Annotated in this window: 11 protein-coding genes; 3 read left to right on the top strand and 8 right to left on the bottom strand. The window is 68.1% G+C overall.

The annotated features are described in order from the left end of the window. Positions 1 to 111: 111 nt before the first annotated feature. Positions 112 to 5,652 carry a PKD domain-containing protein gene (locus FB475_RS38225; RefSeq protein WP_141861077.1) on the top strand — a complete coding sequence of 1,847 codons (5,541 nt, stop codon included), beginning with the start codon at positions 112 to 114 and terminating at the stop codon, positions 5,650 to 5,652. Between the two features lies 1 nt (position 5,653). Here the strand turns inward: FB475_RS38225 and FB475_RS31350 are convergent, their stop codons facing one another. The 8 genes from FB475_RS31350 to lhgO form a co-directional block, all read right to left on the bottom strand. Beyond that, entirely contained in the window at positions 5,654 to 6,388 is a 735-nt protein-coding gene (locus tag FB475_RS31350) for a dienelactone hydrolase family protein (protein WP_141861079.1), read from the bottom strand. Between the two features lie 49 nt (positions 6,389 to 6,437). Further along, a complete protein-coding gene (locus FB475_RS31355) occupies positions 6,438 to 6,962 on the bottom strand; it encodes a dihydrofolate reductase family protein (protein WP_141861081.1) in 525 nt (174 codons plus the stop codon). Positions 6,963 to 6,969: 7 nt separating this feature from the next. Next, positions 6,970 to 7,356: a hypothetical protein gene (locus FB475_RS31360; protein ID WP_238332550.1), complete on the bottom strand. Its 387-nt coding sequence runs from the start codon at positions 7,354 to 7,356 to the stop codon at positions 6,970 to 6,972. Then, positions 7,340 to 8,716: a DUF4331 domain-containing protein gene (locus tag FB475_RS31365; protein WP_141861083.1), complete on the bottom strand. Its 1,377-nt coding sequence runs from the start codon at positions 8,714 to 8,716 to the stop codon at positions 7,340 to 7,342. Before FB475_RS31365 ends, FB475_RS31360 begins: the two co-directional genes overlap by 17 nt. Positions 8,717 to 8,718: 2 nt before the next feature. Further along, entirely contained in the window at positions 8,719 to 8,973 is a 255-nt protein-coding gene (locus FB475_RS31370) for a hypothetical protein (protein WP_141861085.1), read from the bottom strand. A gap of 160 nt (positions 8,974 to 9,133) precedes the next feature. Further along, the gene (locus FB475_RS31375) at positions 9,134 to 9,928 is read right to left on the bottom strand and encodes a MarR family transcriptional regulator (protein WP_141861087.1); all 795 of its coding nucleotides are present in this window, start codon (positions 9,926 to 9,928) and stop codon (positions 9,134 to 9,136) included. Between the two features lie 129 nt (positions 9,929 to 10,057). Further along, complete coding sequence (locus FB475_RS31380) at positions 10,058 to 10,867, bottom strand: ACT domain-containing protein (RefSeq protein ID WP_185759513.1); 810 nt, start codon at positions 10,865 to 10,867, stop codon at positions 10,058 to 10,060. Between the two features lie 57 nt (positions 10,868 to 10,924). Beyond that, on the bottom strand, positions 10,925 to 12,121 hold the full coding sequence (gene lhgO, locus FB475_RS31385) for an L-2-hydroxyglutarate oxidase (RefSeq protein WP_141861089.1): 1,197 nt from the start codon (positions 12,119 to 12,121) through the stop codon (positions 10,925 to 10,927). A 193-nt stretch (positions 12,122 to 12,314) separates the two neighbouring features. Between lhgO and FB475_RS31390 the strand changes: the two genes are divergently transcribed. Together FB475_RS31390 and FB475_RS31395 are read left to right on the top strand one after the other, a co-directional pair. Then, a complete protein-coding gene (locus tag FB475_RS31390) occupies positions 12,315 to 13,943 on the top strand; it encodes a purine-cytosine permease family protein (RefSeq protein WP_141861091.1) in 1,629 nt (542 codons plus the stop codon). Then, positions 13,940 to 14,242 carry an urease subunit gamma gene (locus FB475_RS31395; protein ID WP_141861093.1) on the top strand — a complete coding sequence of 101 codons (303 nt, stop codon included), beginning with the start codon at positions 13,940 to 13,942 and terminating at the stop codon, positions 14,240 to 14,242. Before FB475_RS31390 ends, FB475_RS31395 begins: the two co-directional genes overlap by 4 nt. Positions 14,243 to 14,251 lie beyond the last annotated feature (9 nt).

The raw sequence follows: 14,251 nt of genomic DNA on the forward strand, positions 1-14,251 counted from the left end.
TGGAAGAGGACTGTGAGTTCTCGTCCGTTCGGTGTGCTGCGGCTACGCGTTCTGGGTGATTCGCCGAGCCTGCCGGCAACTTACCGTGAGTCCATCGTGAGGGGGCTCACCATGGCCGGACGCTTGGAGCGGGGCCGGCGGCGCGTCGTGTCGCTGGTAATGGCTACGGTGCTGGGGGTATCCGTACTGTTGGGAGTTGCGGGGCGGAGTTTCGCCGCGCAGGCGGTCGACGAGGTGCATTACACGTTCACCTCGCCGACGTCGGTCGCGATCGACTGGCGTGGTGACGCCAACGACGTCCGGTGGGGCCCGACGTCGGCGTACGGCAACACCGCCCAGGGGGTCGCGTCGGCGTGGACGCCGTGGTCGTCACCCGGGCCGTTCTGGCAGTTGCAGCTGGACGGGCTCACCCGCGGTGCGACGTACCATTACTCGATCGGCGGCGGTCCGGACTACACGTTCCACACGCCACCGACCGGCAGCTTCCGGTTCGATGCGATCGGTGACGTCGGCGACACGGTCAGCTTCTCGAAGCTCGGCGCGACCCTGTCGGCGATCGCCAACGACGAGCCGTCGTTCGTGCTGATGGTGGGCGACCTGACCTATGCGAACGCGACCGGCGCGAGCATCAGCGTGGTCGACCAGCACTTCAACGACGCGATGAACTCGTTCGCGACGTCCGCGGCGTACATGCCTGCCTGGGGCAACCACGAGTACGACGTACCCGGATCGGACGACCTGCGCAACTACAAGGGCCGGCTGCTGATGCCGAACGCGCAGGCCTCTCCGGGATCGCCCGCGATCTCGTGCTGCGGCGACGACTGGGGCTGGTTCGATGCCGGCCCGGTGCGGTTCATCGAATACCCCGAGCCGTGGACCGGCGCGTGGGCGGACTGGCAGACCAAGGCCAACGTGCTGATGAGCCAGGCGCAGAACGACCCGTCGATCAAGTACATCATCACCGACGGGCACCGGCCCGCGTACTCCACCGGCTACCACCCGGGCGAGGCCCAGCTGGCGAGCATCCTGGACGGCTTCGGCAGCTCGTACAGCAAGTACGTGCTCAACATCAACGGTCACTCGCACGACTACGAGCGGTTCCAGCCGATCCAGGGCGTCACCCACATCACCGTCGGTGCTCCGAGCTCGCTCGAGCAACCGTGGTCCGGTACGGACCCGCGGACCGCGTTCCGCGCCATGCACCTGTCGCACCTGCGCGTCGACGTGTCCGACACCGGTCTGCGGATCCAGTCCGTGTGCGACCTGGCCACCAGCAAGGACGACATGACGTGCGCGCAGGGCAGTGTTCTCGACGAGTACACGATCGGCACGCCACCGTCGACTCCGCCGAAGACGCAGTACTACGTCGACAAGACGGTCCTCTGCTCCGACACCGGCCCCGGCACCGCGGACATGCCGTACTGCACGATCACCAAGGGCGTGGCACGGCTCCAGGCCGGTTACATCCTCTACATCGGCAACGGCACGTACGCCGAGAGCATCAAGCCGTCGGTGTCCGGGACTGCCGCGGCACCGATCACCATCACCGCCTGGCCTGGGCGAAGTCCTGTGGTCACTGGTGTGACCAACGGTGTGTACCTGTCACAGAAGAGCTATGTCACGGTGTCGAACCTGACCGTCACGGCAACTGTTGCCGACGGCATCTACGTCACGAAGAGCGACCACATCGTTGTCAGTGGCAACCGTGTGTCCGGCTCCGGGCACCCGGTCCAGGGGCAGACCGCACCCGGGATCAGCATCCGGACGACGAACTCGTCGCAGGTGCTGAGCAACACGGCCGACCACAACAACGGCACCGGCATCTACATCACCAGTACGAGCACCGGCACCTTGGTGGCCGACAACGAGGCGAGCTTCAACGCCGAGGGCTGGCAGCGCAACGCCAACGGGATCAACGTGACCAGCCCGGGAAACACCGTCCTGCGCAACGTCACCCACGACAACGAGGACTCCGGCATCCAGTTCTACACCGGCGCAGACAACAGCGTGGCCGCGTTGAACGTGACCTACAACAACGGCGACCACGGCATCGACGACCTGAACGTGACCGGCGGCCGGATCATCTCCAACACCGTCTACCGCAACTGCACCAGCGGGATCAACGTCGAGGGCACATCCACCAACTACGTCATCGAGAACAACGTTGCCGTCGACAACGCGGTGTACCCGGCGTACAACGGGATCGCCTGCTCCCGCCGGGCCGGCAACATCGGGATCTGGGACTCCGCGCCGCCGACCACGACGGTCGACCACAACCTGGTGTGGCTGACGAAGTCCGGAACGCTCTACGTGTTCAAGACGCCGTACACGTCGCTCGCAGCCATGCAGGCCGCCACCGGACAGGAAGCCGCCGGCGTGCAGAGCGACCCGCTGTTCTTCGACGCACCGACCTGGAACCTGCAACTGAAGGAAGGCTCCGCGGCCATCGACCGCGGCGACTCCGCCGTGTCCGGTGCGCAACCGGCCGACGTTCTGGGAAACGGCCGGATCCGCGACCCGAACGTGGACAACTCCAAGGCCTCGGGTCCGCGGCTGTACGACGACCTCGGCGCGTACGAGTTCCAGCCGGACGTCGCCCCGGCGCCGACACCGCCGACGGCACGGCTGAGCGTCTCCCCGACCAGTGGTACCGCACCGTTGGCTGTCACCGCGAACGCCGGTGGATCGACCGACCCGCAAGGCCAGGCGCTGACCTACGCGTTCGACTTCGGCGACGGCAGCACCAGCGGTCAGCAGTCGGCGAGCACCGCCACGCACACCTACACGACTGCGGGCACCTACACCGTGTCAGTACGAGCCACGGACACCAGCGGCCTGTACGACACCGCTACGCAGGTCGTGACCGTGAGCCCAGCGGCACCGACCGCGCCGACCGCTCACGTGGTGCTGACACCGGCGTCCGGACTGACGCCGTTGCACGTCACCGCCGACGCCAGCGGCTCGACTGATCCGCAGGGACAGGCCCTGAGCTACGCGTTCGACTTCGGTGACGGTACGACGACCGGCCCGCAGCCGAACGCTTCCGTGGCCCACACGTACACGACGGCCGGCAGCTACACGGTCTCGGTCACCGTCACCAACACCAGTGGCCTGTCCGACACCGCGACCGCGGGCGTCACGGCGACCGCGCCGGCCGCGCCGACCGCCGTACTGAACGTGACGCCGGCATCAGGGCTGCCGCCGATGCAGATCACTGCTGACGGCACCGCCTCGAGTGATCCGCAGGGCCAGCCGCTCAGCTACGCCTTCGACTTCGGTGACGGCATGACGTCCGGCCCGCAGGCCGCCCCGACCGCCACCCATGTCTACAACACGTCCGGGACGTACACCGTCAAGCTGACCGTGACGGATACGAGCGGCCTCAGTAACAGTACGACGCAACTCGTCACGGTCGCCGTACCGGCGTCGGCACCGACTGCGGCGCTGACCGTCTCGCCGAGATCCGGCGGCGTGCCGTTGCCGGTCACCGCGGATGCGAGCGGTTCGAGTGACCCGCAGAACCAGACGTTGAGCTACAGCTTCGACTTCGGTGACGGAAGCCCGATCACCGGACCGCAAGCCACGGCCACCGCCACGCACACGTACGCCGCGGCCGGGACGTACACCGTCCGGGTGACTGTGACGAACACCAGCGGCCTGTCCGACACGACCACCGCGACCGTTACTGCGGTAGCAGCACCGACCGCGCAGTTGACCGTCACTCCGGCCTCCGGCCTTGCCCCACTGCAAGTCGCGGCCAATGCCGGCGGCTCCAGCGACCCGCAGAACCAGACGCTGAGCTACGCCTTTGACTTCGGCGACGGTGTCAGCACCGGCTCGCAGGCCGCGGCGACTGCAAACCACACCTACACGACAACAGGCACCTACACCGTCGCGGTAACGGTCACCAACACCACCGGCCTGTCCGACACCAAGACCGCCACAGTCACCGTCAACCAGCCCGCCCCGCCGAGCGCCGCGCTCACGGTGACACCGAGCTCTGGCCTGACGCCGCTGCAGGTCACCGCTGATGCCGGCGGTTCCACCGATCCACAAGGCCAGGCCCTGACCTACGCCTTCGACTTCGGCGACGGCGCCACCACCGGCACACAGCCGACGTCGACCGCAACGCACACCTACACCACAGCCGGGACGTATACGGCGAAGGTGACCGTCACCAACACCAGCGGACTGTCGAACACCACAACCGCGACCGTCACGGTCAACCAGCCGGCCGCACCCACCGCCGCGCTCACGGTGACACCGAACTCCGGCCTGACGCCGCTGCAGGTCACCGCTGATGCCGGCGGCTCGACTGATCCACAAGGCCAGACCCTGAGCTACGCCTTCGACTTCGGCGACGGCGCGACCACCGGCCCGCAGGCCGCGTCCACGGCGACCCACACCTACACGACGGCCGGCGCCTACACGGTCAAGGTGACTGTCACCGACACCAGCGGATTGTCCGCGACGAAGACTGCCACCGTCACGACCACACAACCCGTCCCGCCGACTGCCGCGCTCACCGTGACGCCGAGCTCCGGCCTGACACCTCTGCAGGTCACCGCTGATGCCGGCGGCTCGACCGACCCACAAAACCAGACCCTGAGCTACACGTTCGACTTCGGCGACGGCGCGACCACCGGCCCGCAGGCCGCGTCCACGGCGACCCACACCTACACGACGGCCGGCGCCTACACGGTCAAGGTGACTGTCACCGACACCAGCGGACTGTCCGCGACGAAGACCGCGACCGTCACCACCACACAACCCGTCCCGCCGACCGCCGCGCTCACCGTGACACCGAGCACTGGGCTCATACCTCTGCAGGTCACCGCCGACGCCAGCGGTTCCACGGACCCGCAGGGCCAAACCCTCACCTACGCCTTCGACTTCGGCGACGGCGCTACCACCGGCCCACAGGCCGCAGCCACTGCAACCCACACCTACACGGTGGCGGGGAGCTACACGGTCAAGGTGACTGTGACCGATGCCAGCGGCCTCACGGCGACAAGTACGAAGGTGGTCACCGTGGCCACGGGTCCGACGTACGTCGGGCAGGTCGGCACGGGTTCGTCGAACAAGAACCAGACCTCCGCGACGATCACCACCTCGCGCGCGGTCAAGGCCGGCGATCTGGTCGTACTCGCGGTCCAGAGCACTGTCGGAACGGCGACCGTCACCGCGACCGACGACGTCGGCAACACCTACGCCTCGCTCACGACGAAGACCGATTCGACCGGGACCAAGCAGACGGTCCTGTTCGCGACAGCCACTCGGGCCCTGGCGCTCGGAGCGCACGTCACCGTGAAGTTCTCGGCAGCCACCGCGTCGCTGGTCGCCGCCGATGAACTGACCGGCGTCACGACCGCCGACCGCACCGCGGGAGCGACCGGCGCGACGGCGACGTTCTCCGCCGGACCGACCGCGACCCTGTCGAATGCGCATGAGCTCGTGATCAGCGTCGTCGGCCTCACCAGCGGCAAGAAGGCGCCGGTGTGGGCAACCGGTTGGACGACGGCCGGGAGCGCGAACACGGGCCTCAACTACCTGGCCCGTGCCTACCTCACCACCACGACAACAGCCGCCGTGACCGCCACAGGCACCGCAACCGGCACTTGGACGGCCCTGACGACAACCTTCAGCCCATGATTCATTGTCGAGCGAGCTTCTCATCGAAGAAGCTGAGGACGCGGTCGACGCCTTCCTGCTGGCGGTGCTCGGTCAAGGTGGCGTGTTTGCGGCCGGGGAATTCGACCGCGATGAAGTTCTCGCCGAGCTCGCGGCGGAGGGTGTCGAACCGGGTGCCGACCGCGGGATCGTCCTCGTACCGCAGGCCGAGTACCTGGCATCCCGCGGCGACCTTCGCCTTCACGGACTGAAGGTCGCTCGGGCTGAGGCCGAGATCGGCGCCGCGGGCCTTGCCCAGCGGCGCCGGTGAGGCCGGCTGGGCGAGGACGGGCGCAGCGACCGGCGCGTCGGCCAGCATCGCGAGCGCGAACCCTCCGGTCATGCACATGCCGACGGCACCGACGCCAGGTCCTCCGAGCTCCTGGTGCAGCGCACGCGCCAACGACTGCAGCCAACCGGCGACGGGTGTCGTTCGCCCCATGGCAAACATCGTGAACTCGCGGCTGACACAGATCCCGGCAATGCTCCGGACCGACTCCCGCACCGTGGCCGGCGCACCCGGACGGCCGAACAGCGACGGCATCACGACAGTGAAGCCACGCGCCACGACCTCTTCGGCGAAGTCGAGCACGCCCGGCGTGATCCCCGGGATCTCGTGGATCACGATCACCCCAGGCCCGCTGCCTTTGCGGTACGTCGGGTGCGTGACGCCGCCGGCCGCGTGGGCGCCGAGGACCCAGGAATCGAGCGAACTCATGACACCGGACACTAAGCCGCCGCTGTCGGCAGATCAATGACCACGTCGGTCAGCGTCGGACCGTGTAGTCCGACTGGACGAAGCCCGCCTTCAGCGTGCGAGTCGCGTTGTGGCTCAACGAGACCTCCGCGTCCAGCGCGCCGAACAGCGAGATACCGCCGCCGAGCAGGACCGGCGCCGTGGTGATGGTCAGCTCGTTGAGCAGACCCGCGCGCAGGAACGTCTGGATAGTGGTCGCGCCGTCGGCGTAGACACGCTTGGCACCACGGTCGTCGAGGGTCTCGACGAGGGCGTCGAGCGTGCGGTGGACGAGGACGCGCTCGTCGGCGCCGGGGTCGAGCGTGGTGCTCAGGACCTCGACCTGCTTACCTTCGTACGGCCAGTCATCGAAGGTGAGCGCCAGCTCGTACGTCTTCCGGCCGACTGCGACGGTGTCCACCGACGCCATGAACTGGTCGTACCCGGTGTCCCCGGCCTGTTCGGCGCGGCGGGTGAGCCAGTCGATGGACCCGTCCTTCCTCGCGATGTAGCCGTCGAGACTCGTGGCGATGAACGCAGCGACATGAAAACTCACACCACCATTATTCGGTCCGCCCAAAGCTCGAGTGCGCGGGGGGATCGGTGGAGTCGACGGCTCCCGGCCAAGCGGAGTAGCACACTTGGCCGCCGGTCACCGATGCCCGTAGGCGTTCCTCGCCGTCTGGTCGTAGGGAGAGCGCGTATCGGCCCGCGGGGAGGTCCGGGAACACCGCGGAGTGCAGCGTCCGGCCGGTGAATGTCCGGCCGAGTACAGCCACGTGGCGCAGGGGGCCGTCGTCCGGCCGGTGGTCGACCGGCCGGATCTCGACTTCCTTGCCCTCGAGCTCGGCGGGCATCGCCACCACGAGTGCGCCGATGTCCCCGCCGATGTCGAGCAGTACTGGTCCCTGTCCGGCGTACGGATTCTCCATCTCAGACGCCAGGGACACCGGGCGACGTCTGGTACCCGCCGGCCGGCGTACCCAGGTACGGGAACGACGGCAGGTACGGCGAGTTCGTGTTCGACGTACCGTCCTCGATCACCGACGTCGCCGCGTCCGGCTTGAACGACGGGTCCACCAGCGGAATCGTCAACCCGGCGATTGCCCGGAGTTCGATCGTCACGACGTCGTCGAAGACCCGGCGGCCGTTCGGGAAGCCCGCCGCGTCACCGGCGACCAGGCCGAGCGGCTTCGGTGCCGCTGACGGCGGTACGGCTACGTTCAGCCGCAGCAGGTCCGCGAGCGTCGGGCCGGTGAAGTTCTGGAACCCGGGCACGATGCCTTTCGGGATCCCGGTCAGGAGGATCGCGACCAGGTCCCGCCGCGGTTTGGCGTACGCCGCAAGGTGCGGGAACACCCCCGGGTAGAGCACCGGAAGGAGCCCGGCCAACTCGGGCTTCTCGACGTACTTCGCGAACTCGTCGTCCTCAGTCGGCGGCAGCGCGTTCCAGCGGTCCTTGTCGGCCATCGGCACGATCACCTCGTTGAACAAGGGATTCCCGAGCCGGGACACCTGCCGGAACCCGCCGTGGCCCTCGATCTCGCCGTCGTCGGTGAGGACGCGGACCCGCTGCCGGCTCGCGGTGGCCCAGACGCCGATCACCGCCCGTGGATCGAGCACGTCCGTCGGCCTGGTGCCGTTCCGGGTGAGGTCCCGGATCGGCACCTGGAGTGCGATCGTGTGGACGTTCAGGCCCTGCAAGCCGTTCACGCCGGCCGCGGCCGCCGACGGGATCAGATGCAGATTCTCGAACGGCCGCAGGGTGCCGAGGTCGAAGATGCTGCCGAGGTCGACGAAGAACCCGTCGGCCCGTTGACCTGCGAACACCCGTCGTCCGGCGCCGAGGTTGTGGACTGCCTGCGCAGTGAAGTGCGCATAGTTGGGCGTACTGCGCGGCCCGATGTTCACCGGCGGCACCGCCAGCCGCTCGGCCAGCAGTTGCCGTGCGTGGCCTCGGACGACCTTGGTCACAGAGTAGAACTGCGGCCGGTTCCAGTTCTTGTCCGTGATCGAGGAGATCGGACCGGTGTTGTAGAGGAACGTGTCCGGGTTGCGGATCTCGGTCCGGAAGCGGAACTGGTAGCTGATGTCGGCGTGCGCCGTACCGGAGTTCGAGATCTTGATCTCGTAGAGCACGTCATCGCCGAACTCGTAGAAGTTCGGTCCGCCGTCAGGTTTCTGCAGCGGGATGAAGTTGGCGATCAGCGTCACGGTGTCCGGGCGGTCCGGGCTCACGAACGCGTAGACGTCGGTGTTGTCGGCCACCGGATCCTTGGAGATCTCCGGCGCCTCGCGATGCGACGACATGACTACGACCTGCTGGCCTGCACGAGCCGGTTCACGAGGTCGCGATCGTGGACGACGACCTCGTGCTCACCTACCATCACCGCGATCTCGTGCCGCCGTACGTCGCGCACGTACGCGACCAACGGCCCAGCGGACCGCGCTCCCGATAGCTCACCGGACTGTTCGCCGGCAGCCGCCGGCGCGGCAGCGCCCACTCCTACTGCGGCCGCCCCCATTCCCGCCATTGCCAGGAATCCGCGACGAGTCGAGTCACCCATGGTCCCTCCCCGGACTGATTGTGACCGAACCCCCAGGCCATTCCCCAAGTCCTCAACCCACCATCTCTCCAAATGTCCCGCCAGTGAAGTAATCAGCCCCACTCAGTCTCGCCTCAGCATCCGCTTACCCCGTCGCCGTCATTCCGGCCGCCAGGCTTGATCAGAGATCGGATGCTGCCAGCATGGTCGAATACGGCTCGAGTCGCGTGATCAGCTCGTCGAGCTCGTCCGTGGTGAGGGCGTCGTACGCCGGTGCTGCCAGGTCGTCGGTCAGGGTTTCGATTCGGGTCTTGAGGTCGCGGCCGGCGTCGGTGAACCCACCTGTGGCGGTGACCAGGCCGCGGTCACGCAGTCCGTCGACGACGGCGGACAGCTGTGCCTTCGGCAGGTGATGGACCCGGCCGAACTCCTCCGCCCGCTGGCCGATGGCGAGCGCCGTCAGCACGTGCGCCTCGGTGCCACCGATGCCGTGGGCAACCAGTACGGCGTTGTGCCCGTCGCCGCGGTGCTCCCGCAGCATCGTTGTCGAGTGCCACAGCCGGGCCAACGGCTCCTCCGGTACGGCGAGCGCCCGCAGTCCGGCGTACAACGCCCGTCCTTCGGTCGGCGCGCTCACCGCGGCCTTCGTGGCGAGATCAGCGACCCGCGCCAGGCCGGGCGCATCGGCGAGCTCGCCGAGGACCTTCCGGAGCGCGGCCGTGCTGCCTTGCTCGCGGACGGCGAGCGCCTCCTCCGGGGTCGTCTTGCCCCATACCCACGGAATGTGCCGCGCCACCTCGCCGTCGGCGAAGTTGTAGAACACCGCGTGCACGACCTCGGCCGGCGCCTGTCCGAGCGGCGCCGCGCGGCCGGCGAAGTACCCGTCCCAGTAGTTGCGCATACCGATCGCCAGGAACGCCTCGGTCGGTATGTCGGAGAACGTCACGGTCGCGATCGGCTCGATCAGCTCGTGCATGCGGTGAACCTTGGCCTGGGGGTGGCGCATCGTCGTCAGCTCCTCGGTGGTGACACCGCCCTTCCTGGACGGCCTCTCACCAACGCGACGAACCAGCCCACCCGCATTCGACACCCCAGGCCGATTCGGTCAGCGGCTGAGGGTCTGGGCGGCCTCGGCCAGCTCGGCCAGACGGTGTGCCCGGGCCGACTCGGCCGGGGTGAACGGCTCCCCCGGCCTGGTGAACACGAACAGCCCGGTCCAGGGCGACGGCACCTTCAGCACATCGCCCGGAAGCTGACCCGCCAACGCCGCGCGATCCGTCACCAACTGCGCACCGAGCAACTCGGCGACCGCGTGCGGCAGCTCGGCCGGATCCGCGACCACCCGCGCCGACAAGCTCAACGCCTTGGTCTGACCGTCCACCAGCGCCAGCGCCGTGGTGGGCCAGACGTGTGCGTCGCGCCCACCACCCGCCTCGAGCGCATCCTCCAGGTCCGCTGCCGTCAGATCATCCGGCGTCGACACCACCAGCTCGTCCCGTACGCCGTCGTCGATCGGGTGCACGTGCAGCCCGAGGATGTTCGCGTCGAGGCCGGCGAGCCGCCGGGTCACGTTCTCCAGCGCACCGGCTCGGTCGTCCAGGGTGACGCGAATCCGCCACAGCGTGCCGATCCCCTGCCGCGGCCGCACCTTCGGGGCGTGCAGCCAGGTGGTCAACAAGCGCATCGTCGACGGTTCGACGATCCAGATCACGAGAATGGTCGCCGCGCTCGCGAGCAAGGCAACCGAGACCAGGTACGGCGGATGGGCGGCCAGCACGACCGCATGTAGGGCGAGCTCGACCGGGGCGATCGCCACCAGCTTCGCCAGCGTCAGGCGGAGGCGCCGTGGGTGCGGCAGCCGTCCACACACGTCACAGGCCGTCCCGCCGGTGAGCGTCGTACGCAACGAATCCATGCCACCAACGATCCCCGGCCCGGATTGCCCAGGTATTGCACGGCTGTGAAGTTCGAGTCAGCGCTGAACGTCCAGGCAGAGCTCCTCGGCGATGCGGTCGCCGATCACCAGGCAGGCGGTCGCGGCGGGCGACGGCGCGTTCAGGACGTGGAGCGCGCGGCCGTCGCGGAGGAACAGGAAGTCGTCGACAAGTTTGCCGTCGCGCGTCACGGCCTGGGCGCGGACACCGGCGCCTGATCGTCGTACGTCGGCCACTCGCAGCTCCGGCAGCATCCGGCGGGCCTCCTTCACCAGCGCGCGACCGGTGAGCGACCTCGCGATCTCCTTCGCCCCGGTGCGGGCGTAGCGGCGGGCGAGGCGCCACGAGCCGCGGTACGTCGCCGACTCCCACACGTCTCGCGGCACGATCTTGCCCCACGAGTACCCCTCGCGAGCCAGGGCCGGTACGGCGTTGGGCCCGATGTGGACGACGCCGTCGATACCGCGCGTGAGGTGTACGCCGAGGAACGGCAGATCCGGGTCGGGCACCGGGTAGACGAGCCCGTTCACCAGGTGCGCGCGCTCCGGGACCAGCTCGCTGAACTCGCCGCGGAACGGGAGGATGCGGACGCCCGGTTCGAGCCCGGACGCACGCGCGATCCGGTCGCTGTGCAGGCCCGCGCAGACCGCGACCCGGTCGGCCTCGATCACGTCGTCCGTCGTCCGGACGCGGACAGTGCTCGCGTTCTCGACCGCGGTGACGGCGACGCCGGTGCGGATCTCACCGCCCGCGGCGCGGACGTCGTCGGCGAGCGCGGCGGCGACGAGCTTGTAGTCGACCCGGCCGGTGGAGTCGACCGCGAGGGCGCCCCGCACGCGGAGGTGCGGTTCGCGTTCGGCGATCTCCGCGAGCGTCAGGTGCCGGACCGGTACGCCGTTCTGCCGGCCGATCCCGTACAGGCGGTCCAACTGCGCCATCTCCGCGTCGGTGGTCGCCACGACGAGCTTGCCCGGTACGTCGAGCGGGATGCCCTTCTCGGCGCAGTACTCACGCAGCGCGTTCCCGCCGGAGACCGCGAACTGAGCCTTGAGCGAGCCGGGGCGGTAGTACAGACCGGAGTGGACGACACCCGAGTTGTGGCCGGTCTGGTGGGCGCCCGCGGCCGGTTCCTTCTCGAGTACGACCACCGGCGTACCGGGGTCGCGCCACTGGAGGCTCCGCGCCACCGCGAGCCCCACGATCCCGCCGCCCACCACCACTGCAGTCCTCGTCACGTGTCAAAAGAGTGTCGAGGCGGGCCCAGAAATACAAGCGTCACGCAGTAAGGAAGCCGCGGAACGTAGCAGCTCGGCAACACAGCGGTAACACCGCGTTCCTAAGTTCCTTTCATTCGGGTGCATCCCCCGCCGGCAGCGTGGCCGGTCAGCCGGAGCACCGCTCGCCCGAAGGTGCCGCAGGAGTTCGCCCATGACTGCTTCACTTGATCAGCCGACAACGACAAGCACACCGACGACGGCGACCCGGGAGACGCTGGAGGACTACACCCTCCGGTTCGCGCCGCGCAGCTACCGGAAGTGGTCGACCGGCGTCGTCGCCGTCTCGGCCCTCGGCGGGATCGCGTACCTCGCCGACTTCGCGATCGGCGCGAACATCGGAATCTCGTACGGGACCACGAATGCGCTCTGGGGGATCGCGATCTTCGCCGTGGTGATCTTCGCGACCGGTCTGCCGCTCGCGTACTACGCGGCGCGGTACAACATCGACCTCGACCTGATCACCCGCGGCAGCGGCTTCGGGTACTACGGATCGGTCGTCACGAACGTGATCTTCGCGTCGTTCACGTTCATCTTCTTCGCGCTCGAAGGCTCGATCATGGCGCAGGGCCTGCGCCTCGGGCTGCACGTACCTGTCTGGCTCGGGTACGCCGTCTCTACGCTGGTGATCTTCCCGCTGGTGATCTACGGGATGAAAGTACTGTCCACCTTGCAGGTGTGGACGACGCCGCTCTGGCTGATCCTGATGGTGCTGCCGTTCGGCTACCTGCTGATCTCGCACCCGTCGTCGGTGTCGACGTTCTTCTCCTACGGTCCGGACGCCGACTTCGGCTCGATGCTGCTCGCCGCCGGGGTCTGCCTGTCGCTGATCGCGCAGATCGCCGAGCAGATCGACTACCTGCGGTTCATGCCGCCGAAGACGCCATCGAACTCCCGACGGTGGTGGACCGCGGTGCTCCTCGCCGGTCCGGGATGGGTGATCTTCGGCGCTGTCAAGCAGGTGATCGGGCTCTTCCTCGCGGTCTACATCATCGCTCAGGTCGACGGTGGTACGGCGATCGCGAACCAGCCCGTGCACCAGTTCCTGGAGATCTACCGGGGCTTCCTGCCCGGATGGCTGGCGATGACGCTGGCCGTCGTACTCGTCGTCATCTCGCAGGTGAAGATCAACGTCACCAACGCGTACTCCGGTTCGCTGGCCTGGACGAACTCGTACACCCGGCTCACCCGGCACTACCCCGGCCGGCTGGTGTTCCTCGGGTTCAACCTGGTGATCGCGCTGGTGCTGATGGAGGCGAACATGTTCGACTTCCTGAACACGATCCTCGGGTTCTACGCGAACTGCGGGATGGCGTGGATCGTGGTGGTCGCGTCGGACATCGTGTTCAACAAGTACCTGCTGCGGTTGTCGCCCATGGCTCCCGAGTTCCGGCGCGGGATGCTGTACGCGGTGAATCCGGTCGGGTTCGTGTCGATGGCGGTCGCGGCCGGGGTGTCGATCGTGGTCTTCTTCGGCGGGCTCGGGTCCGGGATCAAGCCGTACTCCCCACTCGTCGCGATCGGGCTGGCGCTCGTACTGCCGCCGGTGCTCGCGATCCTTACCCGCGGGAAGTACTACCTGCGGCGGTCGGACGACGGGTTGGAGCTGCCGATGTACGACTCGGATGGCAACCCGTCCGGGGAGGTGCTGACGTGTCACGTGTGCCGGCAGGAGTACGAACGCCCCGACATGGCCGCCTGCCAGACCCACAACGCCGCCATCTGTTCGCTCTGCCTCAGCACCGACAAACTCGCCGACCACGTTCTACCGTTGCAGTCATGAACTTCACCCCCGGCGACGTGGAGAAGTTGCTGCTGTCCGTGGCCGGCATGGTCGCCCGCGACCGGCTGGCCCGAGGCGTCCTGCTCAACCACCCCGAGGCGGTCGCCCTGCTCAGCACCTGGGTGATCGAACGCGCCCGCGAAGGCGCCCGAGTCGCCGACCTGATGGAGTCCGGCCGTACGGTCCTCACCCGCGACCAGGTGATGCCGGGCGTCGCCGAGCTCCTCCACGACGTCCAGGTAGAAGCAACCTTCCCGGACGGCCGCAAGCTCGTGACTATCCACAACCCGATCATTTGAGGAGTCCCA

Source organism: Kribbella jejuensis (assembly GCF_006715085.1).
Classification (GTDB): Bacteria; Actinomycetota; Actinomycetes; order Propionibacteriales; family Kribbellaceae; genus Kribbella; species Kribbella jejuensis.

Excerpts from the sequence above, each read along its gene's own strand:
- FB475_RS38225 (WP_141861077.1), top strand. The coding sequence starts at position 112 with ATGGCCGGACGCTTGGAGCGGGGCCGGCGGCGCGTCGTGTCGCTGGTA.
- FB475_RS31380 (WP_185759513.1), bottom strand. The coding sequence starts at position 10,867 with ATGGATTCGTTGCGTACGACGCTCACCGGCGGGACGGCCTGTGACGTG.
- FB475_RS31350 (WP_141861079.1), bottom strand. The coding sequence starts at position 6,388 with ATGAGTTCGCTCGATTCCTGGGTCCTCGGCGCCCACGCGGCCGGCGGC.
- FB475_RS31395 (WP_141861093.1), top strand. The coding sequence starts at position 13,940 with ATGAACTTCACCCCCGGCGACGTGGAGAAGTTGCTGCTGTCCGTGGCC.
- FB475_RS31390 (WP_141861091.1), top strand. The coding sequence starts at position 12,315 with ATGACTGCTTCACTTGATCAGCCGACAACGACAAGCACACCGACGACG.
- FB475_RS31375 (WP_141861087.1), bottom strand. The coding sequence starts at position 9,928 with ATGCACGAGCTGATCGAGCCGATCGCGACCGTGACGTTCTCCGACATA.
- FB475_RS31365 (WP_141861083.1), bottom strand. The coding sequence starts at position 8,716 with ATGTCGTCGCATCGCGAGGCGCCGGAGATCTCCAAGGATCCGGTGGCC.
- FB475_RS31370 (WP_141861085.1), bottom strand. The coding sequence starts at position 8,973 with ATGGGTGACTCGACTCGTCGCGGATTCCTGGCAATGGCGGGAATGGGG.